Below are 24,527 nucleotides of genomic sequence, written 5' to 3' on the forward strand. Positions count from 1 at the left end.
CTTGAAAGATGACGGGTATATAATAATAGTGACGACTAAGTAACCAGGAGAACAATGTGATAACAAACGATTACGAGTTAATGACCGCGCCAAACAGTGCACCAGTAAAAATGTGGACTCATGGTGTACCGGTAGAAGCGGAGGCTCGTGAACAACTGTTGAATACGGCAAAAATGCCTTTTATATTCAGCCATTTAGCCGTTATGCCTGATGTACATCTTGGTAAAGGTTCTACCATCGGCAGTGTTATCCCGACTCGTGGGGCGATTATTCCAGCCGCGGTAGGCGTAGATATCGGCTGTGGCATGATGGCAGTACGTACCTCATTGAATGCCAAAGATTTACCGGATACCCTATATGCTATCCGCCATGCTATTGAAATCGCCGTGCCACACGGACGCACGGCAAACCATAGCGGTAAGGATAAAGGTGCCTGGCAGCAACCACCAGAAACCGTCAATCACCATTGGAACGTGTTACAGACCGGGTTTAAACGGCTAACCGATAAATATCCACAGTTACTGAAAACCAATAACTATCAACACCTAGGGACACTAGGTACCGGTAATCACTTCATTGAGCTGTGTCTGGATGAATCTGACCGGGTATGGGTAATGCTGCATAGCGGCTCACGTGGTGTAGGAAATGCTATTGGTAATCTATTTATCACCCTTGCCCAACAGGACATGAAACAACATATCGCTAACCTGCCTGATCGTAATCTGGCCTATTTTGAGGAAGGCAGCCGTCACTTTGCTGATTATATGGAAGCGGTCGGTTGGGCACAAAACTTCGCCCGCCATAATCGTGAAATCATGATGCAACATACACTGGCAGCACTGGCGACAGTAATATCAAAACCGTTCACCGCCACGATGGAAGCGGTAAATTGTCACCACAATTATGTGCAACAGGAGCAGCACTTCGGCCAAAACGTGTTAGTAACACGCAAAGGCGCGGTCGCGGCACACCAAGGCGTCATAGGCATCATTCCTGGATCAATGGGTGCAAAAAGCTTTATCGTACGCGGTCTGGGAAACAAAGAGAGTTTCTGCTCATGCAGTCACGGTGCAGGACGAGTATTAAGCCGCACGGCAGCGAAAAAACGCTTCACAATAGAGGATCAGAAGCGTGCCACGGCACACGTGGAATGCCGCAAGGACAGCGACGTCATCGATGAAATTCCGATGGCCTACAAAGACATTGAGGCCGTAATGGCCGCTCAGTCTTCACTAGTAGAAATCGTTCACACCCTGCGTCAAGTGGTTTGCGTAAAAGGATAATCAAAATGAAAGAGAAATTTGGTATCAGTGACATCATGAAGCAACACATATGCCAAAAACTGGCGCAACTTGAGACAGAGCTGCAAATACGAATACTCTACGCCTGTGAATCAGGTAGCCGCGGTTGGGGATTTGCCTCGACAAACAGTGATTACGATGTACGTTTTATTTATGTACATACGCCATCATGGTACTTACGCGTCGATCCCTCTCGGGATGTCATTGAACTACCGATCAGCAACGAGCTGGATATCTGTGGTTGGGAACTGCGTAAAACTTTAGGGTTGCTGAAACGAGCCAACCCGACACTGATGGAGTGGGCAGACTCACCAGTAATCTACCACGAAGACGTGGAGTTTATGGCGTCACTACGTACCCTATTACCAGACTATTTCTCCAACAACAGAGCGCGATATCACTATCTGTCAATGGCAAAGAAAAACTTTCGGGGTTATCTGCAAGGCGAGAAAATTCGGCTGAAAAAATACCTTTATGTACTACGCCCATTGCTGGCGGTACGTTGGATCGAAGCGGGTAAAGGCGTACCCCCGATGCGCTTCGACACCCTGCTGGCAGGAACTGTTACAGACACGGCGCTGATGCAGGAAATACAGACTCTGCTTGCCATCAAGCGTAACGCTGACGAAACGGAGTATAGCCCACGTTTTAAACGCATTCATAACTTTATCTGCCGCGAATTGGATGATTCAGTTTCCCGCTGCGAACTCAAAGACAAAAAACACCTCCCAGATACCGAATTGGATCTACTTCTGATGCACACAGTACTTCACAATGATAAAGAAGAAGGAGAATACAGGTTAAAAAACGGATGAAAATCATACAAACATGACATTTCAGCAATCAAGTTGGATGTTTATTAAAAGCCAGAAAGCAGGGTCTTCTACCCTGCTCCAGAAATAAATATATCAATTCCCGATTTTAGGCTGGAAATTTACGCAGAAGAAACAGACAGTCAGAATATTCTAGAATCATTAACCTAAAATAATATGAGGCACAAATCGTGATGTATCCTTCGTGATCCTGCCAATATCTTCCCTGACCGATAGACCCGCGGGCGTATCATTAACGAGCCAACTACCGATAAGAACATGGCTATTACCAATCTTTGGCAATGGGGTGTACTGCTGCACAATGTAACCCTCCTCGCCGTAAGGACCATCTACTTTTTCAACCACTTTGCCATCTTTATAAATACTAATATTCGCGCCCTCACGGCTGAATATCGGCTTCATAACATAATGAGTTAGGCGCTTGGCTTGCGGATCATCGGCAAAATAAGCTTCAAGCAGATTTGGGTGTCCTGGAAACATCTCCCAAAGCAATGGCAAAATTGACTTATTCGAGGTGATGCATTTCCACATTGGCTCAAACCAGTTAACACCCGCCGTAACCAAGTGTTGAGCATATTCTTCACGAAACATGAACTCCCACGGGTACAACTTGAACATAGAGTCTATAATCTTGCTATTACTATCCGTAAACTTACCACACTCGCTAAGTCCAATGTCTTCAATGTAAACAAACTCGGTATGAATACCGGCATCCTTGGCACAATCAGCCATGTAATCAACCGAGCCCTTGTCTTCTTCCGTACCCTTACAGCAGGCAAAATGAAGCGTGTTGAATGGCAAAAAGGGTTTCAGTTCACAGAAGCGATTAACAAGCAACTCCTGTAGCAAGTTGAACTGATCAGCAGCATGAGGCAACTCACCACGGTTAACCTTATCTTCCAGCCACAGCCAGCTAAAAAAACCATGTTCATAAATAGAGGTCGGCGTATCTGAATTAATTTCCAATAACTTCGCTGGGTTTTTACCATCATAAGCAAAATCAAGGCGGCTATAGAGGCTTGGATCTTTACGCTGCCAGGATGCACGAACCAGTGACCATATTGCTTCTGGAATTTGGAATTTAGCCATCAATTCATCACTGTTGACCACTTGCTCTACCGCTTGAAGGCTCAACTGGTGGATTTCCGCTGTCGGATCTTCAATATGTTCTTCAATCTGCTTGAGAGTAAACTGATAGTAACGGTCTTCCGTCCAGTACGGTTCATTATCGATTGTATGGAAACCAAACCCAAATTCTTTTGCTCGCACTTTCCAATCATGACGAGGTGTTGTTGGGATTTGAAGCATAACGTTAACCCTTAATCATTCTTAGTTGAATCTTGGCAAAAATCATCGCGCAAGCGCTCAATGCGGCAATAATAGCTTTATACAAGGCACCGGCCTTCAAATTAAATGCCGGTTAACCCCCCCAACTGTATTTAGCGGAAGATGTTGAACCAAAACCACCAGAAGACTTGGTAGTAACAATTGGCTTGCTATCGTAACCAGAATAACGGGAATCGCTGCTTTTAAACTTTTGTTCCTTTTCACGTATCAAGCGCTCTCGATACATTCTCTCTTTATGCTTACGCGCTGAGTAATCACCGATTTCATCAACGATCCCAGATGTAATATAAGCCGTTGATCGGGAGCTCAGTATAGGGTTTATACCTGCAACGACATTTGCTCCACCTTGAGAAACTTCTCGTTTCTCCATTGGCAGGCGAACCGTCTCCAGCGGATGCAAATAACGTCGGTTCATCTCGTACTGGATATTGCCAATATCAGAATAGGCGCCAATGACCTTACCATCAGCGAAAAAAAGCTTACCGTACAAGTCGCTATAACCTGATATTGAAGTAAATAGTGGCTGGTAGAACACATTGCGATACTTTTCAGCAATATCGTACTTGTTAAACTGTTCTGGCTTCACCTCCGCCATCATAAAGGCGGCCATCTTCGGTCGATAACCCACTTGCCCCGGCATTGCTTCACACTCACCGTATTCAAGCTCACACATGGCTTTCTGGCGAAATTTCTGCGAAGTACGCTCTGCTTCGCGTAATACCGCTTGGTATGTGGCTTCACATTGAGCAGCGATCGTATTCTTCGGATTATTCTGACAAGACGCCAAATCCTTATAAACATGAATTGACAGCTCATCCGCCGATTGACCGCAACCAACGAGTGAACCCACACTGAGCATCAATGACGTGAATGAAAAACCACGCCAATATCTACGCTTACTCTCAATGTCAATGGCTGCGCTGCGCATTCTGCGCTTTTTATTCGCGTTCGTCATACAATCCCTAATCAGTAAGTCATGCAGGCTGCGTTTAAAAGACCAACAGAAATTGACACCGCTGCCAGCACAACCGCAGCAGGAACCTCATTATTCTCGATGCGGGATACAATCTTTGGCATCATAAATATGCGAACCATGAAGAAACCAGCAATCTGCGCCAACAGCGCAACAACACTCCACATCACGAAATCAATGACACCGACAGAGTTGCTTGCTGCACTTGCAATGGCGATGCTGTAACCGACCAGCGCACCACCAAGCGATATCGCAGCGGCTGTGTTTTTCTCTTGCTTGATAAGTTTCCACTCATCATGCGGAGTAATTATTGTATAGATGAATTTGAAAACGATGAAAAAAACCAGCGCCAGACCAAAACACAAACCAAAATTGCCTACACCATGCATAAATTGAGTGAAAGCCTGTTCTTCATTTTCCAATGTGATCATTTATGCCACCACTTTAAAATCAGTTTGGTTAAGTTGAATACCGGTGCTCAATACCATCAATCTATCCAAGTGACTCCCTACAACTTTTTCTTCTCCCACCACCTGAAGTTCTTCTGTTCTGTTATGAGCAATCTGACGCGTATACACCATCACAAACTGATCAGTTTCGGTTATGTGACCCTCTTTACTGTAAGTTTTCTCGGTAACAGCCACAGGCTTAATGTTGTCCCATAACTGAGAGAACTGGGTACCATCGAGATCATATCGCCTGCTTGGTGTAACGATACCGTTTTCAATCAGCGTATCCCATTGAGCTTGTGAATCGATCGGTTTAGTTTCGTAAAAGTACCACAGGCTCACTTCCTTCACGCCGTCATCCCCCTCACCTTCTTGCAGCAGTTGAAGGTAACCTTCGTCATCGGTGTAATAACGAACCAAACGTACGTTATCACCTAAATCAACAACACCAACGGAACATATAAGCTGAGTTGAAGCCGCATTTTCGATCGTTAGGTCAGACTCAATCAGTTTTAGCATCAACGGGTCTATCTCAAGTGCACCACCAATACGCAAACCTAATACTTCTGGCACCCTTGGAGCAACAGGTACAACTGCCTTACCCCCGAATGCGTTCTTAAACGCATCTGCGATTTTGGAAAACATAGAATATCTCTTAATAGGAAGATCCCACTTTAAAAAGCAGGATCTCGATTTAACAACTCAGTATTTACTTGCCAAGAATACGTGCCAGTTCATCTTCTGCTGACGCAGAGTTTGAAGTTATGCCTGCCTCTTTAAGCTTTTTATCCAGATCGCTAGAAGTCATACTATCGTGGAGCTCTTGCTGAGCCTCGAACTGAGCCGCTTTCTCAGCCTGACGTGATTTGATACGTTCAAGGGAATCAAGGGCGGTAGATGTTTTTGAAGAAGCGCCAACAACAGAGCTTTGAGTCGCGGCCTGGGCTTTCTGCACCTGTTCAGTTGCCTTAACCAAATCAACTTGGTTCTCAAGCTGAGACACCTTCTTCTTCGCTTCTTGCACATTGTGTCGGTGTGTCGTTTCAGCCTTCTGGAATGATTCAAACAACCCTTGTTCTCTTTCCAGTTCGTCACGCAAGGTTGCAACTTTCTGAGCACACTCCAGAGCAAGCCCATTATCACCTTTACCCGCAGCAGAGCGAGCATAACCCTCGTACTCTGCGATACTGTTTTTGATATCCGCAACCCTTTTCTCTGCCATTTTTCGTTTAGCAATAATGCTAACCAGACTTTCATCCGCACGGCGGATTTCTGCTTTTGCTTCACGGATTTCCTGATCAAGAATCGTCAGTGCGTTACCATCAGCAACAGCTTCTGCCGCGTTATTTACCGTTCCTTTGATGGCCTTAAAAAGCTTTTTCCATACATTCATTGATATTTCCCTCTATATTATTATTTTAGGAACTCAGAATACGCATCAAGAAGTTCAGTGATGTTGGTAAACAACGTAGAGACTTCGATAACAACGCTTTCCTGTTTTGATTCTGATGACAATGAACCAAAAGCGGTATAGTAAGATTGACCATCTACTTTAGTTATTCCAACTGAAGTCAGAGGAATCATCTTGTGCGTTTCTAAAATAAACTGATTTAAGGAAGCGGGATCTAAAACATTCTCTTCCGAAAACAGTAATGCTTCCACTGTAATTTGTCTGCCACAAATAGCCAGATGTGCTTTAATTCCATCTTCGTTAGTAATTGCAAGACATTCACCTATTTGCTCTACAGTCCAGTTGTTACCAGATTCATTAAGCACTTTAATCACTTGATTTAATTCCAAACTATCTACTCCACTGGTTTGTTTTATCATTAAAATCAGTACATTAAGTTTAAATTATCATCAGATTAAACATTTTTCAATAAATATTGAATTAAAAACGCACAACACCTTAAATACTGCATATTCACCGAACAGGATTAAAATTTTATACCATTTGCTAAGTGAGCTTTTAATACCTAAATGCCACCGGCGCAGAACACCATAAGAGAGCTCGCATGTAAAACTCAACCCGCTGGATGATTAAAACCACGCTTATACTAAGGTTGATTACCTACAGCTTAAACGTATAACCGTGAACAAGATAAATAGAGCATTACGAGGTAAAATAAAAATTTCCAGTAAAATCAACTTAGGTTAATGAAAGTATCCATTTTGGTTATCCGTTTATTGCAGCTAATATCGAAGCTAAAATATTTTTCATCATCCCGTTTATTTCCGACATAAAAAAGCTTTTCTACTTATTAGCGCTTTCTACATTTACCAGAGATTAACTTGTACATTAAGTTTAAGGTTCGATTCTTATTTACCATCATAACCTTTTTACATTTTCATTATTTTTCATCGAGGTACTTTTTAACGACAGATACTTCGGTTGACTAACCGCAATAACCTATCGGATTTATCCAAAGGTATTCAACCTATAAATCCCTAAATCAAATCAAGCTTAATCGCGCTTTAACCCACTTGCCAAACATACCGATTAAACACTTTTTCAGTCAGCCTCAGTCAAAAAGCTAGGACTTTACCCACAATCTACGGCTCCCTTCATTTTTAAGGGAGCCCATTTTAATCATTCTTTAATGTGAACAGATTTACCATTAAAGGTAACAACCTGCCCGGTTATAGCTTTATAACGTTTACGGGTTTCTATCTGACCATTCACTTCAACCAGACCTTCAGCAATAACCGCTTTAGCGCTAGCACCGCTTTCACTCCACCCTTGAAACTTCAACAGATCACACAGCGCCACATGAGGATGGCCTTCTAAATAAAAAATTTCCATTAACAACCTTCAATTTTTTCCACATCGTGGTATTCCTCGCAGGCTTGCAAGGTATTCTGGATAAGAGTAGCGACTGTCATTGGGCCAACCCCTCCAGGAACCGGAGAGATCCAGCTTGCACGCTCTGATGCGGTTTCAAAATCAACATCACCAATGACTTTTCCATCTTCCAAGCGATTAATTCCGACATCAATAACAATAGCGCCGGGTTTAACCCACTCACCAGGGATAAAGTTTGGTTTACCAACAGCCACAATGAGCAAATCTGCGTGCTCCACATGGTAGCGTAAATCTTTAGTAAAACGATGAGTCACCGTGGTGGTGCAGCCAGCCAATAACAACTCCAGGCTCATTGGGCGACCAACAATATTTGAAGCACCGATAACGACCGCATTCAACCCATAAGTGTTGATTCCGCAACGCTCAAGCAACGTTGCGATACCACGCGGAGTACAGGGGCGCAGCTTTGGAGCACGTTGACACAAACGACCAATATTATAGGGATGGAAGCCATCAACATCCTTATCAGGCTGGATACGTTCCAGAACTTTGACGTTATCAATACCGGCAGGTAAAGGGAGCTGAACTAAAATTCCATCAATTTCTGAATCATTATTAAGCTGATCGATAAGATTCAACAATTCTGCTTCGCTGGTGGTATCTGGCAGGTCATAGGAACGGGAAACAAACCCGACTTCCTCACAGGCACGGCGTTTGCTTGCGACATAAATTTGAGAAGCAGGGTTTTCGCCGACTAACACAACGGCAAGACCAGGAGCGCGTCTTCCCGCAGCAACACGTTGTTGAACACGCACTGCGACTTCACTTCTGATTGTCTGCGCAATCGTTTTCCCGTCAATAATTTTTGCTGGCATGTACGAATAAATCCATAAATCAAACATTGGGATACAGCCTATTTTGTCAGAACATAAACGTGCTGTCAGTTTTATTGATAATCAGAAAATAGCCAGATGAAGATTTATAAGCAGAAAAGCCATTGACTCAAGGGTTTGTCACCGTATAATCTCTCCCCGCATCAGAGCATTACCGATGCAGCTCATCTCTCAAGATGCGCCCTTAGCTCAGCTGGATAGAGCAACGGCCTTCTAAGCCGTAGGTCACAGGTTCGAATCCTGTAGGGCGCGCCAAGAAAATCAAAGAGTTACCTGCACTTCTGCAAGTGTTGTTAGGAAAGCGGGTGTTCTAACGGGTGCTGTTAGAGTTTTATTCTTTTACCCATGCCTCATATACATTTTCAGGCCATCCAAGAAATGTTCCACCTAAAGTTTTTTCTGGCTTGGGGAATTCTTTCCTTTTTTATCCACGTTCGTCATAGAGTCGGATAGCTTTTTCCTGTTAGCTCGGACATCTCTTTCAGATCAATATCTGGTAGCCACTATATTATTCCTGACATAATAATTTTGGTTGCTATTTTAGTAGGATGAATAATCTTACTGATCACACCTCACATCCGATAAATTCATATTCTCTTTTCCATTGCTTCTAATAAAATATCCTGTATTTCACGTTTTGAATTGCGCCGTTCCATCACTATTTCATCCATTTTTTCAATCGCGGTCTAAAAAGTCACAAGTAAAACTTATAGTTGTTTAATGATTACTTAACAAACAAATAAATATTTCGCTTTCTTAACAGCTTTGTAAAAAATAAAGTAACTTTTACCTACCAACTAAATTATTTCAATGCTAATAACAACGTAGGATCCAATGCCATAAAATTCATACATTCAATCAGAAGATACTTAAAACTTATTTCATTTCACATTTTATTTTGTTATTCATTATAGCATCGGAGACTTACAACAATAGAGGATTTCTTCGTATGACTGGTCGTCGCATAGCTTACGCTTATTATGATCCTAACTGGGATAAACGTATTCATGGTATTGCTCAGCTTGTACGTAATGAGGTTGAACCTCTTGATTATCAGTTAGTTATGAAGGAGCACTTGATTTGTCCTCAATGCTACGAACCTCTCATAAGGGTACCTTCGGATCCTGAATCTTCCGTTATGTCTGATGGGCGTAACGCTCTTTTCAGACATTTGCCAACTCCAGATGCACCTTTCTGCCTTTTAAGAAGTGGTGCTGTTACTGGCAAACGGTACTCAAGTGAGGAAGAAGCCAAGAAAGCGATTGAAGATGAAGAATTGATCATTATCGATGGATTTATGCAGGAGAGACCCGAAAACAATCTCCGTGAACCTTATGATAGTGACGAAGAACCGTTTGAGACACACTTCGAAAGCAAAGAGGGGCGAATAGTCGACGTTCCTGTATCAAGACATAATGGCCAGACTTTTAAACTCCCAAGCAAAATAACCAGTGTTCAATCTCTCTGTGCCAACTTCAGAAATAATTATTATAGAGAGATCTTTATTGTTGATGAAACCGGATATTCTAATCGTTACCTTTTTTGCGATTCATTGAAAGATGTTAACGATATACACGATGAAGTTGAAATCCCAAACTTCTATTTTGGTGAAATAACGAAGATAGATAAACACACTAATCATTCTACAGTTTGGTTAAAACTTAATATTCCGAAACATTATGCAGATTTCAGAGTTAGAGTCTGGAATAAAGTCGCTGAACCCAGAAGAATAGTTTCTGGGAGAGCAGAAAATCGTATCATTGTTTTTTATGCCTCTATTACTTCCGTTGGGACTGGATATTGGACAAAAGAGCTTAATTGGGGAGAAGTTGCACTTTTACCAGGTAAATATAAAGATTTCCTTTTAACGGATTACCGGCATAGAACATGAATATAAACTTTTCAGAGAACATAGCAGATATTTATGATTTTAGTGATGTCTAAATGATCCATCTGTAACATAAGATAGGATAGAATGATAATGAATAGTGAAATCTTCCAAAGTTTTACTGTTATCAAAGACTTTATTGATAACGACAGTTTTATTTTAAAACTATTTATATAGTAAATTTATGCCACTGAGTAAGCTACTCATATAACAAAGAATTAGGTTATACAATTGATTTAGTAATCAAAGTATATTAAAACATCTGGCAATACCTACTGATAACCGGAGTGTTTGATGAGTAAAAGTGAAGGCATTCCACATCCATCCCTTTTTTAAAGGCTAGGTGTTTAATCCCAACCCAATCTCACCCTAAATTTGAGTATCATATTCTGGCCCTGTCACGCGCTGACATGACGATCAAACCTTACCGTGTCTCTGTTAGGACTTCTACCAAACCAGAAGCCAGCCGCGTTCTGGCGCCTCATTTCATCCTACCCTTTGCCGTCCGCCCACTAGCTCGGGAGTTACGTCATGCATAATTCTCTTGACCTCGTTGACGCGATGAACAAAATTGAATGCCTAGCCGCTGCTGCTCAGTTTCTGACGAGCAATGAAGAAGAACGTATGGTTCAAATGGAACTGCTCAGCATCATCGAAGATACCGCCCGTAAGGCACATGATTTCAAAAGAGGTAGCGATGCGTAACTATTTTCAGATCAAAGGTTATGACGTCAATAAACGTGGACTGGCAGTGGGCATCAGCTATCAGGTCATTTCTTCCACCAACAAACATACCACCGCAAACGCATTACAGAAGGCGGAGCAAGATGGCTTTACCCATGTTCTCCTCAATTACGCGCGGGAGGTAGCAGCATGACCCACTGTCAAATATGTCCCTTGAGGAAGTAATTAGCCGAGTACAGCAAGCGCAGACGGTGCTGTCTGTCTGGATGAAAGCTCTAACCACTGACGACGGTAACGTGCCGGACATGGTTGATTCAGTGATAACCATTCTGGACGGCCTACCAGATGCAACCGCACTTCAGATGGAGGAACCAAGCATGAGCCATGAAATCACTCTCCCTGAAGTGGCTGAGAAAGCATGCCAAGCAGAAATCATTTGCCGAATGTTGGAAAGTTACCCACATGAAATGACTGAGCCTGAGCTTGAAGCTATTTACTCCTTGCTTAGCAAATTAACCGGTAATGTTGCCTATTGGCTGGTCGAAGAACTAGCCCGAAAAGGAGGCAGATAATGACTATCGATTTTATTGAAATCGAACAACAGACAGCGCAATTAAAGAAAGTACGCTCTATGCTTTCTTTGGTTACGGATAGCCTACCTAACACCGATGAGAACGAAGAATGCTCAGGGGCTATTACAGCAGCATACAGCATCGTTTTTGATGTTATTGAGGCGCTAGATAAAACAGTTTCCATCCACCTACAAGAACACCATGAGAGAAATAAATAACTATGAGAGCTTAATATCACTAACAACGCTCATCTCAATAGATTGACCGAAAGGTTGGAGTTATCTGAAAGAAAAGCACATTAATAAGGAAGGTTTCAGAAGCTGGCTGGAGAAAAGACATCAGGGAAAACCCCTTACAACCACATGAGTTACCATTTCCGATTAAGATAAATCCTACTCTGGCGCTACCTCCTCTCCCATACTGATAGATGATTGGTGCTTATAGGTTCGGATAACTATACTTTTTCCAAAGGCTCTCGATTGGCCTTAGGATTAGTCTGCACGACAACTTTTGGGGATGGAGATAAATATGAAAAAAGTAGCGATTACCATTCTTTTGGCGCTAGCTCTGTCTGGTTGCGACAAACCGAAGATTGATGCGTCAAGTGATGAATCAATGAAAGAGTCAATTCAAAAGGTTAGAGAATCTTTACCCGAAGATAAGAGATCTCAGTTTGATGATGCTCTTATGATTGCCGCATTTAGCCAAATAAGTATGCAGGACCTTATACAGGGAGGAATGAATGATAACTCATCCATACTTGAGGACAAAATGAAAGATTCTTTGGCAGGTAAGACTGGAGATGAAGTGATTACCTACGCTGATACAGTCAAGAAGGAACGAGCCGCAAAGGAAAAAGAACAAGCTCTGCAGGAGATAAAAGAGCTAGAAGAGAAACAGCAAGTCTCAAATAAAAACCTTGAGCAACTGAAAGCTTTCAAGGTGACAAGATCTCGGTTCTATTTTGAAAAACAACAATATGGCAGAGATCAGCCGGTCATATCATTAAGTGTGGAGAACGGGACTACAAAGTCTATCTCCACAGCTTACTTTAAAGGCGTTATTGCCAGTCCCGATAGAGAAGTACCTTGGTTTAGCAACTCATTCAGTTACCAAATTTCAGGTGGCCTTGAGCCAAGTGAGAAGGCTGATTGGGATTTGGCTCCAAACCAATTCTCAGATTGGGGGACAATTGATGCTCCCGCGGATGCTGTTTTTACCGTAACAGTCATTCAACTAGATGATGCTGAGGGTAATTCAATTTTTGGTGATACCTCATTCAATGATGAAGATGCCTCTAGACTCGCAGAACTCAAAGCGAAATATCCTGAGGATACCCACTAAAAATGGACTGAACTAGCCCACCGCCAGGTGGGTTATTTTACGGAATGTTTCCCTGGCGCAACCATGCGCTATCGCACGCCTTGCCAATCTTTGTCTGAAACCCAGCAACATAACGTTATGCTCGCCTTTCTCCGATACATCTGTTTGTTGCCGTATATGAGGGCTGTAGGGAAACATCAAGATGTTTAGACGATTGGTACCTACAACACAAATCGACTTTATTTATGCCTTAAACACCTGCGTCTGGTGCCATTCAATAAATTTATCTGCCGGATAATACTGACGATTACGTGGCAGATAAAGGCTTTCACCATCTCTGGCCCAGAACAATTGCTCAACAACCGGGCTACGATTAACCCCATCAGAGATTTTAATCTTCAGATTCTCGTCTATGCCAATTGCACCTCTGTCAAAAGCGGAATGATGAAGTGTGCAAAGCGCCAGACCATTCTCCACAAGGCAGGGACCGCCGAACTGTTTCCATTTGATGTGGGCGGCTTCCAGACCGACCAGTGAGCCATCCAGACGTAAATCATAACCACAAACAGCGCAGCGGTAGTGATAAGCACGTAAAACCACATCACGAAAACGTGGATCACGGCTATTTAACTTCTTATTAATATCAAAACCGAGTCGCTCAGCCAGACTTACCTGAACGCTTTCCGGGAAATGTTCATTAAAGATCTGTTGTGCCAGTTTATCAACAAGTGCAGGCCGACGGCGCAGTAACTGGAAACTGGCTGAATCAAAACCTCCGGCAACCTGATGCTCAATCAGCTCTCGTTTTGGCGGTTCCTTACTTCCCAAGCGCGGAGTGCAGTGTTCTGCATTTTTCAGTTCCCAAAAGCCATCTCTCCGTAAACGCCAGAAAGGCATTGCAGGATAGTGTTCTTTGCGACTGGGACCGAAATCAGTGAGTAATTGTAATAGTGGTTGGTGGATTTCATCACCGTAATTAAACAGTTGACCATGCCCTTTTTTGTACTCAGACAACACATACAACAGCAGTAGTGGCTTATGTGGTGCGCGTTGATCGCCTTTACGCCAGACGGTGAGTTTTGATATCGCTGCTTGTAATGTTATAGGTGAGGTCATGACTATTAGCTAAAGTAGTGAATGAACTGCGATCATGCTCGCAAAAGTGGATGAGTTCAATACTCAGTTACTGCTGAATATTGAACAGTCAATTCAGACAGGAAAAGAAAATACAAAATAGGTAAAATACCAGTATCTCAAAATTCAACTAACTCACCAGCATCCAGATATTTTAATAATTTTGGATTGTTAGAATATCTCGATAAATATAGGAATTTGACTTTCATTTCCTTTTAACACTTTTCTTATTTCCGTTTTAATTGATTCACCAGAAATATATTTCTTTAGATTCATAGGAGGAACAAAGTTATGGTTACATTAATACGCCATAAAAACCCATGTAATTTTTCTCTTTCAGAAATAACAGATATAATAACTGTTATCCAATCACATTCTAGCAAGGATATTTTATTTATAATGATATTTTTACTAAACTCAAAATTTTCACAATCAATTATTAACTTATCCTCTCCTCCAATAAATTATTTAAATGAATACAAATTTATTTACCCACAGCGTAATTATATTTCAACTACTATACGAAGTTACGAAACATTATAAATTGAAATTATTACTAATCAAAACAAATATCTAATTAGATTGGCATTATAAAGAAAAAAGATAACTATATTAAATATCTAACGAAAAAATCACATATTCCTATGGCTATCAAGATAATGTGTATTTTTCTCAAAATACACATTATAATTATTTTCCCTGGTGGTTTTAATGTGCTACTTATTTTCATTTATTAAGATTTATTTTTTCTCTAACACATCTTAAACCATTTATCTAGTTGAATAACTGAATGTTATTAGTATCTTTCTCAAAATCCCAAAAGGAGACTATTATGACATTACAAGAAGTTGGAAAGATGAGTCTTAAAAACTCAGGTGGATTTATTGCTAGAATCCAATTTAGTTATATGGATGGCGACGGTGAAAAGCATTTAAGTAATAAAGGTAATGATATTAATCTTGGAGCAACAAAAACTGCTGATCCAGGTGATCTTGGTGTTCCTGACGGAGCAATGATTTTTATGCATGTGTCTGTAGTATGGGGAAATGATAATGAAGCTCGTCAAACTTTTTTATACAAAAAAGGAAGTCAATCGACTGCGAGTTATGTTATCAGTGGCACGACATTAAGCAATGATCTCGGCTTGATCGATGTTTCGTAATACATATAGGCCCTCCATTTCATTTATGAGGGCCTTTTTTATAAATTAATTGCATTTCACATCTTATCCCTTCAATTACAGCACACCTGATAAAACTAGAAATTTAACCCTGAGGAAGCATTGGACTCCCTCTTATTCCAGTAGACACTTCTGGCTTATTAGCGAATAACTCCCAATAGCTTTATTATCTAACCGATACTTTACCAACCAGTAGAACTAGGTTGGATATTATGGGATTTGCAATGGTTGGCGCAAAATAGTTTATTTTCCCGCAACCAGCCTTTTCCTGAAAGGACATCTATAACCATGACAAATCATAGTTTTCCCAATTATTTCTGATAAGTTATCTTAAAAACACGTATTAATGTTAAAATTTTTGTATCATTCCTACAGATGCGAAGTCATTTTCTTAACAAATTATTACAAAGATATCTTCGCTGACAACTCGATTGACTTTATTAATCTGTATTCGCAAACGCGTAGCACTGTCTATTCAGAAGGAGAGCTTATGAAATCAAGAGCTGCTGTTGCATTCGGACCGGGCCGCCCCCTTGAAATTGTTGAAATCGATGTAGCCCCGCCCCAAGCCGGTGAAGTGTTGGTCAAAATCAGTCATACCGGCGTGTGTCATACGGATGCCTTCACTCTGTCAGGAGATGATCCAGAGGGCGTTTTTCCTGTCATACTCGGGCATGAAGGCGCAGGCGTAGTCGTTGAGGTTGGCGAAGGCGTCACCAGCGTCAAACCCGGTGACCATGTTATCCCTCTTTATACCGCAGAATGCGGAGAGTGCCTGTTCTGCAAATCAGGAAAAACCAACTTGTGTGTGGCTGTGCGGGCAACTCAGGGGAAAGGGGTAATGCCGGATGGCACAACCCGTTTTTCCTATAAAGGACAGCCTATTTATCATTATATGGGGTGCTCCACATTCAGCGAATACACAATCGTAGCCGAAGTATCACTGGCAAAAATCAACCCGGAAGCAAATCATGAAGAAGTGTGCCTACTGGGCTGTGGTGTCACTACCGGCATTGGAGCCGTGCACAATACCGCTAAAGTGCAGCCTGATGACTCCGTTGCCGTTTTTGGGCTCGGCGGAATTGGCCTTGCCGTGATCCAAGGAGCTCGTCAGGCAAAAGCTGGCAGGATCATTGCCATCGATACAAATCCGGCAAAATTTGAGCTGGCAAGACAGTTCGGTGCAACCGACTGCCTGAACCCAAATGATTACGACAAACCTATCCAGCAAGTTATTATCGAGATGACGGAATGGGGAGCGGATCACACCTTCGAGTGTATTGGTAATGTCAATGTTATGCGTGCCGCGCTCGAAAGTGCGCACCGTGGCTGGGGGCAATCAGTGATTATTGGTGTGGCTGGTGCTGGTCAGGAAATCTCAACCCGACCATTCCAACTGGTCACTGGTCGTTCGTGGCGAGGCACTGCTTTTGGCGGTGTCAAAGGCCGCAGTCAGTTGCCCAAAATGGTGGAAGAGGCAATGCAAGGTGAAATTGAGTTAAAACCTTTTGTCACTCACACTTTGCCGCTTGAGTGCATCAATGAAGCATTCGAACTGATGCATGAGGGAAAATCCATTCGCACAGTCATCCATTACTAAGCGGTTTTACGGGAGTTAAAAGCCGTGCTGTGACAGGCGGTTTTAACAAAACCGAAAACGCTGTTCGGATTCACCGTGAAATGAGTGAACCTATACGTTTTACAGAGAGGAAAAAGAATGGAGAGGATTGAACGCCACGCTTGTTTTGGGGGATGGCAAGATGTTTATCAGCACGACTCGACCGTGCTTGGCTGCGCCATGAATTTTGCTGTCTATCTTCCCCCTCAGGCTGAACATCAGAAATTACCGGTGCTGTACTGGCTCTCAGGACTAACATGCAATGAGCAGAATTTCATTATGAAAGCAGGTGCTCAACGTTACGCTGCCGAACAGGGTATTGTCCTTGTCGCCCCAGATACCAGTCCACGTGGTGAGAAAGTTGCGGATGATGACGCTTATGATTTGGGCCAGGGAGCCAGTTTTTACCTCAACGCAACACAGGAGCCCTGGGTGCCGCACTATCGCATGTATGATTATATGGTGTCAGAGCTACCAGAACTGATCGAAGCACACTTCCCAGTAACAGCCGCTCGGGCCATTAGTGGTCACTCTATGGGCGGCCACGGCGCACTGACAATCGCGCTGCGTAATCCGGATCGTTACCGCAGTGTATCGGCCTTTTCACCGATTATTGCTCCCTCTCAGGTTCCTTGGGGAAAAAAAGCTTTTCGCGCTTATCTGGGAGAGGTCCGTGACACATGGAAAGCCTATGATACAGTCGAGCTGCTGGCTAATAGCACCGAGCCATTGCATATGTTAATTGATATCGGTACTGATGATCCGTTTCTTGAAGAACAACTACGTCCTGAGCTGCTAAAAGATGTATGCGAAAATACTGGACATCCCTACACACTGAACTTGCGCGCTGGTTATGATCATAGCTACTATTTTGTCGCCAGTTTTATCGGCGAGCATATCGCGTATCATGCCAACGTATTGAAGGGAACTTGTTCTGATAATCAATGAATTACATTCGAATCCAGACAAAAATACCATAATAAAAACAGATAGTTATAAATATTAATTGACATTGAGCTCTATTGTTAAACACACCCTGAATCAGTTCGACTCCGCATTTGATCAGATAACGTACGAGAGTAAGGCATTCATTCCAATGTACTCAAAATCGAGACTATAAAACTAGGCTGTGTCCCGCAATAGATTGAGATAGGATAATCATCTGGCTCTGACCTTTCGGACAAAACATGTTATGGCTCGTTACGACCTTCCTGATGAAGCATGGGAGTTACTGCTCCCCTTATTACCCCCTGGACATTCTCAACGGGCGGGACATCCTTATGTTGAACACCGCCGGGTTACCAACGGCATGTTTTGGGTGCTATGTTCCGGTGCCCCTTGGCGAGATTTGCCCGAACGTTATGGTTCCTGGAAGACCGTCTATAACCGCTTTAATCGGTGGTCAAAATCAGGAATAATTAATCTCCTTTTCAATAAGTTATTATCAATACTGGATGAGCAAGATTGAGTTGATTGGTCAGCCATATCACTGGATGGCAGTAACATTCGTGCGGCACATTGTGCGGCTGGCCCCCAAAAAAACATCCCGATATCACCGGAGACCATGGCCTGGGTCGCTCTCAGGGTGGTTAGGGTTCCAAAATCCATCTGGCTATCGATGGAAAAGGACACCCACTGAATGTGGTACTCAGTGCAGGTCAATGTCACGAAAGTCAATATGCAGTACGTCTGTTGGATAGTCTTGGTATTCAGCGTAAAAACGGTTTTATGAAACGTCGTTCAAAAGCAGTGATTGCTGATAAAGGTTACTCCAGTCATGCATTACGTAATTGGTTAAAAAGTCAGGGAATAAAAGTGATAATTCCCTATAAATCAAACGAAAAAGCCCGGTCAGATGGACGGGTTAAATTCGACCATGAAACGTATCGAAGAAGAAATGTTGTGGAAAGATGTTTTGGTCGACTCAAAGAGCATCGTCGCATCGCCACCCGTTATGAAAAGACAGCAAGAAACTATATAGCTATGGTGAAATTAGGTTGTATCCGTTTATTTCTTAAGGTCATTATTTAATTGAAGGACACAGCCTAGAGCACACCTTAGTGATCATAATTCTTTAGCTAATTCCGTTTGTGATAGGGTCGAATTGTAATTCGACTATGTGTGGGAGGATTCCTTCGTGCCTTTTGGCTGAAAGCTGACAGCCGCTTTGGTCACATAAACATTACTTCACTTTTGCTGACCATCCCCTTATCCCTTGCTCCTTCACCACCCGCAGCTACGTTGTTCCCGATGCTCTGCACCCTGAAATTACTTTCAACGCACAACCGGGTGGAGAACGGCTGGTGAAACAGCAGGTTTCACCGCTCTTAAAATACAACTTATTAGCTGAAACAATCACAGGAGCAGCCTTGTGTCGCACCACAGAATTATTTACAAGGTCTCCCCCTAGCTTAGGCTCACCGTGCTATTGCGCTAAGCTGTAACACGGAACGATTGATTTTAACTGTTTGGATAGTTAACTACTATAAACATACAAAGTTCTTAATCAGCCCAAGCAACCTTGTTGTAAATATTCATTAAAACCATTAAGTTATGATTCATAAAAATCTTATACCAGATCTCAGGTATAACTAACTTCATAAGTCCAACAAAAAATGGTTTAGATTAAAATGAGAACAGTTACAAAGGCTAGTGATCTAGTCACAACAAAAGAAGCTACTGTAAATGGTTTTTCTTGGCAGGCTAACGAAAAAGTCAATAGAACAAAGGCTTTTTTTTCAAACGCAAATTATTTCATAAAAGCAGCAAGCCAAATTAAATCTATCGAAGATATACGTCGAGACAAAATAATCACTGATGTTGTCATTGCGTCTTGTATGTTATCGAAAAAAAGCCTATCCCACTTAACTAGAGAAGCTCAAGATGAAATTATCACTAATCTTATCGAGTTTGAAAAATTACAAGATCTGGAATATGTAAACTCACTAGTAGGAAAGTATTTCTTGACTTCAGGCGACTCGTTAGGTGGTACAATGCGTAATATTGTCGGTCAGTCTGCCCAAGAAAAACTTACAGAAGCAATCGTTACTAGATTAGGACAGATAGGCATCAGACCAAGTAGGTTATTTAATACCTCCAACAAGACAGTTACTATTTACTGGAATGATAGAAGAGTAATTTTCGATAAAAAACCACAATTTATTGGTAAATCTGTAGACATAATAGTGGTTAAAGGCACATCTGCTGCAACTGGTAACCTCGAAAACCCTGAAGATTATTTATGTTGCGGAGAGCTAAAAGGCGGAATAGATCCAGCCGGAGCCGACGAACACTGGAAAACAGCAAAAACTGCACTGGAAAGAATAGCTGTCTCCTTCGAAAGTCAGGGTATCAATATGCCTAAATTCGTTTTTCTCGGAGCAGCAATAGAAACAGCCATGTCGACTGAAATATTTAGTCTATTGCAGTCGGGCTGGCTTTCCGGTGCAGCTAACATAAACTATATTGACCAATTTAATGAAGTTATTGATATCATAATTTCATAGTCGGATAGCATCAGCTATTACGATTACTCTTTCTCCCAAATGTAAATACACTTCCTCAGCTCGCTTCTCCCATGTTTTTTCATTTGTTGCGAGCTGTTGCCTTTTCCTTTAGGAAGCACCCATATTACATCTGTTTTTAATCCAAATTCTGAAGCGATCTCACTTAGAAGCAGATCAACCGGTACTTCCAAGCCATTGTAACGTACATTATCATTAACCATGACATATTTAGCCCCTTTTTTCATTTTTCTAGCCACTTGAGCTAAGTGAATAGCAGAGTCATAGAAGTACCCTTCGACCATCGTTTTTATGCCTTTATTATTTAGGGCTCCCCTCTTAGCTTCATCCTCCAAAAATGCGATAATTTTTTGTAAACACTCTTGCTTAGAAAAAGCAGTATCAACTGTATTTTTAAGTGAACTTTCAATCCATTCAAATTGCTTCGGCTTATTTTCTACAGTACAAGTCAGCAGTGTTTGACGAAGCTCTCGTAGCTCATCTTCACCTATCCCAAGATAAGCGAGCTCAAGAGCATAAGTTCTTGTGTAATCATAACGGTTACAGTATGGCGGCGATGTTATTACGATATCTACAGATTCATCTGCAAGTTCATCTATCTTCTCTAATACAGACCCTTGAAAAATTTTAATTTGGTTATTTTCCAATCTGCAACTTTCTTCAAATAAGTCTTCAGCGTGGTTGAGATCATCAATAATGTTTTTCAATTTATCACTCAGGGCTTCAAAAAAAGAATAAATCGTTCCTTTGTTGAAATTAGTTTTTTTCTCTTTATTGAAAAATCTCGGAGAGCGATAATCCCAACGTAAATATTGTCCATCTTTGCGAGTAAAACTGAATTTTTCAAGAATAGAAAACGCTACAAAATCCAGAAATAAACGAAAATTTTCATCAATCTGCTGGGACGACCAACTTTTATACTTACATAATTCGAGTTCCGATTCTTGAGAAAATGCATCTTTAGTAATTCTAAGATGACCAAAGGTCCATTCCGGTTTAATTGACAACCATTCTTTACGGCTATTTAATGCTCTTTTTGCATAATCGATAATATCTTCCGAAGACAATTGTGCAAATGCATTCCTGCATTGAATAAAAAAAGCACCAACAGGCATCAATTCCACCGCTACTCCATTCATCTGCTTATACGTTTCTGCAACAAAAGGAGCTGCACCAGTACCAGCAAATGGGTCTAACAATGTTTGCCCCGTTCGAGCACCTAGACTATCTAAAATATATTCTATTAATTGCTTTGAAAAACCTTCTCTATAATAAAACCAACGGAAAATAGGCTCACTCTTATTAGCTTGAAAGCTGACCATTTTCCTATTTAAGTCTTGGTTCACAAGAAGTTTTTCTCGGTATTTATCCTGCAATTTTTCTATGCAGTTATTCGCATCAGTATAGTGAATAGTGTATTCTTCGACAGCTGTTGACATGGTATGCGTGACCTACTTCAGGTATCATATATTAAATTCAATAATACGCACCCAGTGCGCATTGGTCAATTATTAATTTGAAAAAAGATACTATGACTTTAAAGCCGAATTTCAGTAAAGAGCTCAAAGAACACCAAGAAAAACTGGAGCTTACACAAAAAATGATGTGTGATGTGCTTTTCGGTGTCCCACATAGAACACTTCAGAGCTGGCTCTTAGGTGAAAAACTGCCCCCGATTTACTATCAGAAGCTGATTCTCCAACGATTAACCTCATATGGGAATAGTAGAGATAACAATTGATTGGATGAATTTCAAACATCTTTAGTTCGCTCAATGATGGCTATTCAATTGTTATAGATTACTATGGTGGACGACGAAAAGAGGGAGTCTACTAAACCCAAACGAGCCACATTAACCATTCAAACCGACTTTGAACTGAAAGTGTAACACGTTGTCAGTTCCCTTTTAACCGTTAAGCTTCAAGTGCTCAACTCTAATTTCAACATTCAGTTTAAATGATTGATATAACCCTGTTTCAGTAAAAAGCAGATCAAGAAAGAATGCGGAAATCAAAAGCCCAATTAACCACATTCAAAAAGACCATGATACATGTTAATACAACTATTTAAGAGTAACTTTATCGGAATATTCAAATTTAGAAGTGAATAGTCATCGACCTGTTAGACATCTTGCAATGAGACAAGGCTACTAAAACACGTCTATGCAGTGATATGATGGACGCTCCACAACAGCGTCAATTGCGCCAAAATTAAATAGCTATATTCGTTTTGCTGGAACATCCATTTAGAGGGTTGATCATGGAATAGGGTATCGTTTTTCCTCAGTATTTGACTGCCTTGCAACAAGAATTGCCTGTCGCGTTTAACGATGTAACAACGGATTAACTGGTATTGCATGCCAAAGCCTGCAACAACTTTATGAAGAGTTACTTGAACAGCTAAAAAGGGCAGATGATATTAGGAAACAGACTTTTCATCGGTAACAAAAATAGGAAATGAAATTCGTCATAAATAAACTTAATAATCTCCTATGTAAGACATTGGGGTACAAAACACCCAATAAATTATTTTTAAATCAAAAAATTATCTTATAGTATAAGATAAAGTCATTTGTATTTATTATACGCATGCACAGACTTTAATTAAGTATTTACCTAAGAGTAAATTATTGTCATAAATCAATTAGATAATCGACTGAGAAAAAATCAAGATGGCAAAATATCTAATGAGTTATTAAAGAAACACGAAATTAATTACTCACAGTGTAATTATGTCTTAATTACTATGGTAAACCGAAAAATATTATAAATTGAAATTATTACCAATTAAAACAATAAAGGTGTTATTATATGAAAATAAATATCTCATTGGATTGAAAATAGAAATAGTAACCATTCTAAATATCTAACGAAAGGAAATCATTTATTCTTGGTGCTTATCAAGATAGCTTTTATTTTTTCATAGAATACCTATAATAATTATTTGTTATAGTGGTTTTAATGTGTTATTTATCTCACCTGTTAAGATTTATTTTATTATTTAACACATCTTAGACGACTTATGTAGTTGAATAGCTGAATGTTATTAATTTTTTCTCAGAAGGAGACTGTGATGACATTGCAAGAAATTGGAAAGATGAGTCTTAAAAATTCAGGTGGATTTGTTGCTAGAATCCAATTTAGTTATATGGATGGCGATGGTGAAAAGCATTTAAGTAAGCAAAGTAATGATATTACTCTTGGATTAACAGATACTGTTGACCCTGGCGATCTTGGAGTTCCTGATGGCTCAATAGTTTTTATGCATGTATTTGTAGTATGGGGAAATGATAATGAAGCCCGTAAAGCTTTTTTATACAAAAAAGGAAGCCAAGTGCTTGCCAGCTACGATATCAGTGGTACGACATTAAGCAATGATCTTGGCTTGATCGATATTTCATAATACATATAAGCTCTCCATTTTCGAACTGACTCCATAAACTTGGGCAGTTTAATTAAGCGGCTATTACAGTCTGAGTTCTGTACTCAATGGGACTCAGACCTTTTTATTTTCTCTAATCCGATAGTGAATGTATTCTTCCAATTCCACCGTTAGATGGTCAATATTCTCAAATTTCCTTAAGCTAAATAATTCTGACTTTAAGAGGCCAAAGACCAAAGAGATGTACATAAATAACGGAGTTTCTTTTTCATTTCTTCTGGCAAGGGCTCATCGACGGGTTTCTGAAATTGAAGTTGTTTAGATAATGGCATTTTAGATTGATGTCCACAATTTGCCACATACAGAGCTTCATCCCCTTTCGTTTGGAAAATCTTAATCCATAAACCGATGGTTGTGGAAACAGGGATATTAAGATTCTCTAGCTGTAGTTTTCTCTACTCCATATCCAACCCAATAATAACGGACAATAGCTAACTTAAAATATCCCGTAAAAACTGCTCCCCTATGTATAGATTGGTGTCCAACATTTGGGGTGCAGTTCATACTTGCACATTCCGAACCTAGTAACACGTCTATCTAGCGTTGCTCCCATGTTTTAGTCAC

25 protein-coding genes, 1 tRNA gene and 3 pseudogenes are annotated in these 24,527 nt (G+C 41.0%); 16 read left to right on the forward strand and 13 right to left on the reverse strand.

Features of this window, described 5'->3' with window-relative positions; translation table 11 throughout:
- Positions 1–56 precede the first annotated feature (56 nt).
- The gene (locus KZ793_RS01720; RefSeq protein ID WP_317987435.1) at positions 57–1,283 is read left to right on the forward strand and encodes an RtcB family protein; all 1,227 of its coding nucleotides are present in this window, start codon (positions 57–59) and stop codon (positions 1,281–1,283) included.
- 5 nt (positions 1,284–1,288) lie between these two features.
- Positions 1,289–2,116 (forward strand): nucleotidyltransferase domain-containing protein, encoded by an 828-nt coding sequence (locus KZ793_RS01725; RefSeq protein ID WP_225812972.1) that lies wholly within the window; start codon positions 1,289–1,291, stop codon positions 2,114–2,116.
- 159 nt (positions 2,117–2,275) lie between these two features.
- Here KZ793_RS01725 and KZ793_RS01730 read toward each other — a convergent pair whose 3' ends face one another.
- The 8 genes from KZ793_RS01730 to folD form a co-directional block, all read right to left on the reverse strand.
- On the reverse strand, positions 2,276–3,442 hold the full coding sequence (locus KZ793_RS01730; protein WP_225812975.1) for a glutathionylspermidine synthase family protein: 1,167 nt from the start codon (positions 3,440–3,442) through the stop codon (positions 2,276–2,278).
- Positions 3,443–3,554: 112 nt separating this feature from the next.
- Positions 3,555–4,436 (reverse strand): DUF1190 domain-containing protein, encoded by an 882-nt coding sequence (locus KZ793_RS01735; protein ID WP_225812976.1) that lies wholly within the window; start codon positions 4,434–4,436, stop codon positions 3,555–3,557.
- An 11-nt stretch (positions 4,437–4,447) separates the two neighbouring features.
- Positions 4,448–4,885 (reverse strand): DUF350 domain-containing protein, encoded by a 438-nt coding sequence (locus KZ793_RS01740; RefSeq protein WP_225812978.1) that lies wholly within the window; start codon positions 4,883–4,885, stop codon positions 4,448–4,450.
- Entirely contained in the window at positions 4,886–5,548 is a 663-nt protein-coding gene (locus KZ793_RS01745; protein ID WP_225812980.1) for a YjfK family protein, read from the reverse strand.
- Between the two features lie 64 nt (positions 5,549–5,612).
- Positions 5,613–6,296, reverse strand: a complete 684-nt coding sequence (locus tag KZ793_RS01750; protein WP_225812982.1) for a PspA/IM30 family protein — start codon at positions 6,294–6,296, stop codon at positions 5,613–5,615.
- Between the two features lie 20 nt (positions 6,297–6,316).
- Positions 6,317–6,733: a DUF2170 family protein gene (locus KZ793_RS01755; protein ID WP_225812984.1), complete on the reverse strand. Its 417-nt coding sequence runs from the start codon at positions 6,731–6,733 to the stop codon at positions 6,317–6,319.
- A 760-nt stretch (positions 6,734–7,493) separates the two neighbouring features.
- A complete protein-coding gene (ybcJ, locus tag KZ793_RS01760) occupies positions 7,494–7,706 on the reverse strand; it encodes a ribosome-associated protein YbcJ (RefSeq protein WP_118986624.1) in 213 nt (70 codons plus the stop codon).
- Positions 7,706–8,581, reverse strand: a complete 876-nt coding sequence (gene folD / locus KZ793_RS01765; RefSeq protein ID WP_225812986.1) for a bifunctional methylenetetrahydrofolate dehydrogenase/methenyltetrahydrofolate cyclohydrolase FolD — start codon at positions 8,579–8,581, stop codon at positions 7,706–7,708. The genes ybcJ and folD overlap by 1 nt, the downstream gene beginning before the upstream one ends.
- Before the next feature lie 196 nt (positions 8,582–8,777).
- Here folD and KZ793_RS01770 point away from each other — a divergent pair.
- A tRNA-Arg gene (locus tag KZ793_RS01770) sits at positions 8,778–8,854 on the forward strand.
- A gap of 332 nt (positions 8,855–9,186) precedes the next feature.
- Here the strand turns inward: KZ793_RS01770 and KZ793_RS01780 are convergent.
- Positions 9,187–9,282: pseudogene (locus KZ793_RS01780) on the reverse strand (ATP-dependent helicase); the annotation flags it as partial.
- A 266-nt stretch (positions 9,283–9,548) separates the two neighbouring features.
- On the opposite strand from KZ793_RS01780, the gene KZ793_RS01785 reads away from it, so the two are divergent.
- The 7 genes from KZ793_RS01785 (at position 9,549) to KZ793_RS01810 (ending at position 13,087) form a co-directional block, all read left to right on the forward strand.
- Complete coding sequence (locus KZ793_RS01785) at positions 9,549–10,490, forward strand: hypothetical protein (RefSeq protein WP_225812988.1); 942 nt, start codon at positions 9,549–9,551, stop codon at positions 10,488–10,490.
- A 407-nt stretch (positions 10,491–10,897) separates the two neighbouring features.
- Positions 10,898–11,026: a hypothetical protein gene (locus KZ793_RS22500; RefSeq protein WP_255619125.1), complete on the forward strand. Its 129-nt coding sequence runs from the start codon at positions 10,898–10,900 to the stop codon at positions 11,024–11,026.
- Complete coding sequence (locus tag KZ793_RS01790; RefSeq protein ID WP_225812990.1) at positions 11,019–11,192, forward strand: hypothetical protein; 174 nt, start codon at positions 11,019–11,021, stop codon at positions 11,190–11,192. The genes KZ793_RS22500 and KZ793_RS01790 overlap by 8 nt, the downstream gene beginning before the upstream one ends.
- Positions 11,185–11,364 carry a hypothetical protein gene (locus KZ793_RS01795; RefSeq protein WP_225812993.1) on the forward strand — a complete coding sequence of 60 codons (180 nt, stop codon included), beginning with the start codon at positions 11,185–11,187 and terminating at the stop codon, positions 11,362–11,364. Before KZ793_RS01790 ends, KZ793_RS01795 begins: the two co-directional genes overlap by 8 nt.
- A gap of 13 nt (positions 11,365–11,377) precedes the next feature.
- A complete protein-coding gene (locus KZ793_RS01800; protein WP_225812994.1) occupies positions 11,378–11,743 on the forward strand; it encodes a hypothetical protein in 366 nt (121 codons plus the stop codon).
- Positions 11,743–11,961 carry a hypothetical protein gene (locus KZ793_RS01805; RefSeq protein WP_225812998.1) on the forward strand — a complete coding sequence of 73 codons (219 nt, stop codon included), beginning with the start codon at positions 11,743–11,745 and terminating at the stop codon, positions 11,959–11,961. Before KZ793_RS01800 ends, KZ793_RS01805 begins: the two co-directional genes overlap by 1 nt.
- Before the next feature lie 310 nt (positions 11,962–12,271).
- Positions 12,272–13,087, forward strand: coding sequence for a DUF6694 family lipoprotein (locus KZ793_RS01810; RefSeq protein ID WP_225812999.1), 816 nt, complete (start codon positions 12,272–12,274; stop codon positions 13,085–13,087).
- 222 nt (positions 13,088–13,309) lie between these two features.
- On the opposite strand, the gene KZ793_RS01815 is transcribed toward KZ793_RS01810, so the two are convergent.
- Positions 13,310–14,182, reverse strand: coding sequence for a phosphorothioated DNA-binding restriction endonuclease (locus KZ793_RS01815; RefSeq protein WP_225813001.1), 873 nt, complete (start codon positions 14,180–14,182; stop codon positions 13,310–13,312).
- 850 nt (positions 14,183–15,032) lie between these two features.
- Here KZ793_RS01815 and KZ793_RS01820 point away from each other — a divergent pair.
- From KZ793_RS01820 to KZ793_RS01840, 5 genes and pseudogenes are all read left to right on the forward strand, one after another.
- Complete coding sequence (locus KZ793_RS01820) at positions 15,033–15,362, forward strand: hypothetical protein (RefSeq protein WP_225813003.1); 330 nt, start codon at positions 15,033–15,035, stop codon at positions 15,360–15,362.
- A 508-nt stretch (positions 15,363–15,870) separates the two neighbouring features.
- Complete coding sequence (locus KZ793_RS01825) at positions 15,871–16,980, forward strand: S-(hydroxymethyl)glutathione dehydrogenase/class III alcohol dehydrogenase (protein WP_225813005.1); 1,110 nt, start codon at positions 15,871–15,873, stop codon at positions 16,978–16,980.
- 117 nt (positions 16,981–17,097) lie between these two features.
- On the forward strand, positions 17,098–17,946 hold the full coding sequence (gene fghA, locus KZ793_RS01830; RefSeq protein WP_225813007.1) for an S-formylglutathione hydrolase: 849 nt from the start codon (positions 17,098–17,100) through the stop codon (positions 17,944–17,946).
- Between the two features lie 244 nt (positions 17,947–18,190).
- Positions 18,191–19,029, forward strand: a pseudogene (locus KZ793_RS01835) (IS5 family transposase).
- A 599-nt stretch (positions 19,030–19,628) separates the two neighbouring features.
- Entirely contained in the window at positions 19,629–20,504 is an 876-nt protein-coding gene (locus tag KZ793_RS01840; protein ID WP_225813009.1) for an AvaI/BsoBI family type II restriction endonuclease, read from the forward strand.
- A 23-nt stretch (positions 20,505–20,527) separates the two neighbouring features.
- On the opposite strand, the gene KZ793_RS01845 is transcribed toward KZ793_RS01840, so the two are convergent.
- Complete coding sequence (locus tag KZ793_RS01845) at positions 20,528–21,961, reverse strand: restriction endonuclease (RefSeq protein WP_225813011.1); 1,434 nt, start codon at positions 21,959–21,961, stop codon at positions 20,528–20,530.
- Positions 21,962–22,682: 721 nt separating this feature from the next.
- Positions 22,683–22,880 (reverse strand): hypothetical protein, encoded by a 198-nt coding sequence (locus tag KZ793_RS01850; protein ID WP_225813013.1) that lies wholly within the window; start codon positions 22,878–22,880, stop codon positions 22,683–22,685.
- 714 nt (positions 22,881–23,594) lie between these two features.
- Between KZ793_RS01850 and KZ793_RS01855 the strand changes: the two genes are divergently transcribed.
- Entirely contained in the window at positions 23,595–23,924 is a 330-nt protein-coding gene (locus KZ793_RS01855; protein WP_225813015.1) for a hypothetical protein, read from the forward strand.
- A 52-nt stretch (positions 23,925–23,976) separates the two neighbouring features.
- Here KZ793_RS01855 and KZ793_RS01860 read toward each other — a convergent pair.
- Positions 23,977–24,134, reverse strand: a pseudogene (locus tag KZ793_RS01860) (IS3 family transposase); the annotation flags it as partial.
- Between the last annotated feature and the right edge of the window lie 393 nt (positions 24,135–24,527).

The sequence above is a fragment of the Photorhabdus antumapuensis genome (assembly GCF_020387775.1).
GTDB lineage: Bacteria > Pseudomonadota > Gammaproteobacteria > Enterobacterales > Enterobacteriaceae > Photorhabdus > Photorhabdus antumapuensis.

Bases quoted from the DNA above. Each gene is read 5' to 3' on its own strand.
- KZ793_RS01725 (WP_225812972.1), top strand. From the start codon at position 1,289: ATGAAAGAGAAATTTGGTATCAGTGACATCATGAAGCAACACATATGC.
- KZ793_RS01730 (WP_225812975.1), bottom strand. From the start codon at position 3,442: ATGCTTCAAATCCCAACAACACCTCGTCATGATTGGAAAGTGCGAGCA.
- KZ793_RS01735 (WP_225812976.1), bottom strand. From the start codon at position 4,436: ATGACGAACGCGAATAAAAAGCGCAGAATGCGCAGCGCAGCCATTGAC.
- KZ793_RS01740 (WP_225812978.1), bottom strand. From the start codon at position 4,885: ATGATCACATTGGAAAATGAAGAACAGGCTTTCACTCAATTTATGCAT.
- KZ793_RS01745 (WP_225812980.1), bottom strand. From the start codon at position 5,548: ATGTTTTCCAAAATCGCAGATGCGTTTAAGAACGCATTCGGGGGTAAG.
- KZ793_RS01750 (WP_225812982.1), bottom strand. From the start codon at position 6,296: ATGAATGTATGGAAAAAGCTTTTTAAGGCCATCAAAGGAACGGTAAAT.
- KZ793_RS01755 (WP_225812984.1), bottom strand. From the start codon at position 6,733: ATGATAAAACAAACCAGTGGAGTAGATAGTTTGGAATTAAATCAAGTG.
- ybcJ (WP_118986624.1), bottom strand. From the start codon at position 7,706: ATGGAAATTTTTTATTTAGAAGGCCATCCTCATGTGGCGCTGTGTGAT.
- folD (WP_225812986.1), bottom strand. From the start codon at position 8,581: ATGCCAGCAAAAATTATTGACGGGAAAACGATTGCGCAGACAATCAGA.
- KZ793_RS01785 (WP_225812988.1), top strand. From the start codon at position 9,549: ATGACTGGTCGTCGCATAGCTTACGCTTATTATGATCCTAACTGGGAT.
- KZ793_RS22500 (WP_255619125.1), top strand. From the start codon at position 10,898: ATGACGATCAAACCTTACCGTGTCTCTGTTAGGACTTCTACCAAACCA.
- KZ793_RS01790 (WP_225812990.1), top strand. From the start codon at position 11,019: ATGCATAATTCTCTTGACCTCGTTGACGCGATGAACAAAATTGAATGC.
- KZ793_RS01795 (WP_225812993.1), top strand. From the start codon at position 11,185: ATGCGTAACTATTTTCAGATCAAAGGTTATGACGTCAATAAACGTGGA.
- KZ793_RS01800 (WP_225812994.1), top strand. From the start codon at position 11,378: ATGTCCCTTGAGGAAGTAATTAGCCGAGTACAGCAAGCGCAGACGGTG.
- KZ793_RS01805 (WP_225812998.1), top strand. From the start codon at position 11,743: ATGACTATCGATTTTATTGAAATCGAACAACAGACAGCGCAATTAAAG.
- KZ793_RS01810 (WP_225812999.1), top strand. From the start codon at position 12,272: ATGAAAAAAGTAGCGATTACCATTCTTTTGGCGCTAGCTCTGTCTGGT.
- KZ793_RS01815 (WP_225813001.1), bottom strand. From the start codon at position 14,182: ATGACCTCACCTATAACATTACAAGCAGCGATATCAAAACTCACCGTC.
- KZ793_RS01820 (WP_225813003.1), top strand. From the start codon at position 15,033: ATGACATTACAAGAAGTTGGAAAGATGAGTCTTAAAAACTCAGGTGGA.
- KZ793_RS01825 (WP_225813005.1), top strand. From the start codon at position 15,871: ATGAAATCAAGAGCTGCTGTTGCATTCGGACCGGGCCGCCCCCTTGAA.
- fghA (WP_225813007.1), top strand. From the start codon at position 17,098: ATGGAGAGGATTGAACGCCACGCTTGTTTTGGGGGATGGCAAGATGTT.
- KZ793_RS01840 (WP_225813009.1), top strand. From the start codon at position 19,629: ATGAGAACAGTTACAAAGGCTAGTGATCTAGTCACAACAAAAGAAGCT.
- KZ793_RS01845 (WP_225813011.1), bottom strand. From the start codon at position 21,961: ATGTCAACAGCTGTCGAAGAATACACTATTCACTATACTGATGCGAAT.
- KZ793_RS01850 (WP_225813013.1), bottom strand. From the start codon at position 22,880: ATGCAATACCAGTTAATCCGTTGTTACATCGTTAAACGCGACAGGCAA.
- KZ793_RS01855 (WP_225813015.1), top strand. From the start codon at position 23,595: ATGACATTGCAAGAAATTGGAAAGATGAGTCTTAAAAATTCAGGTGGA.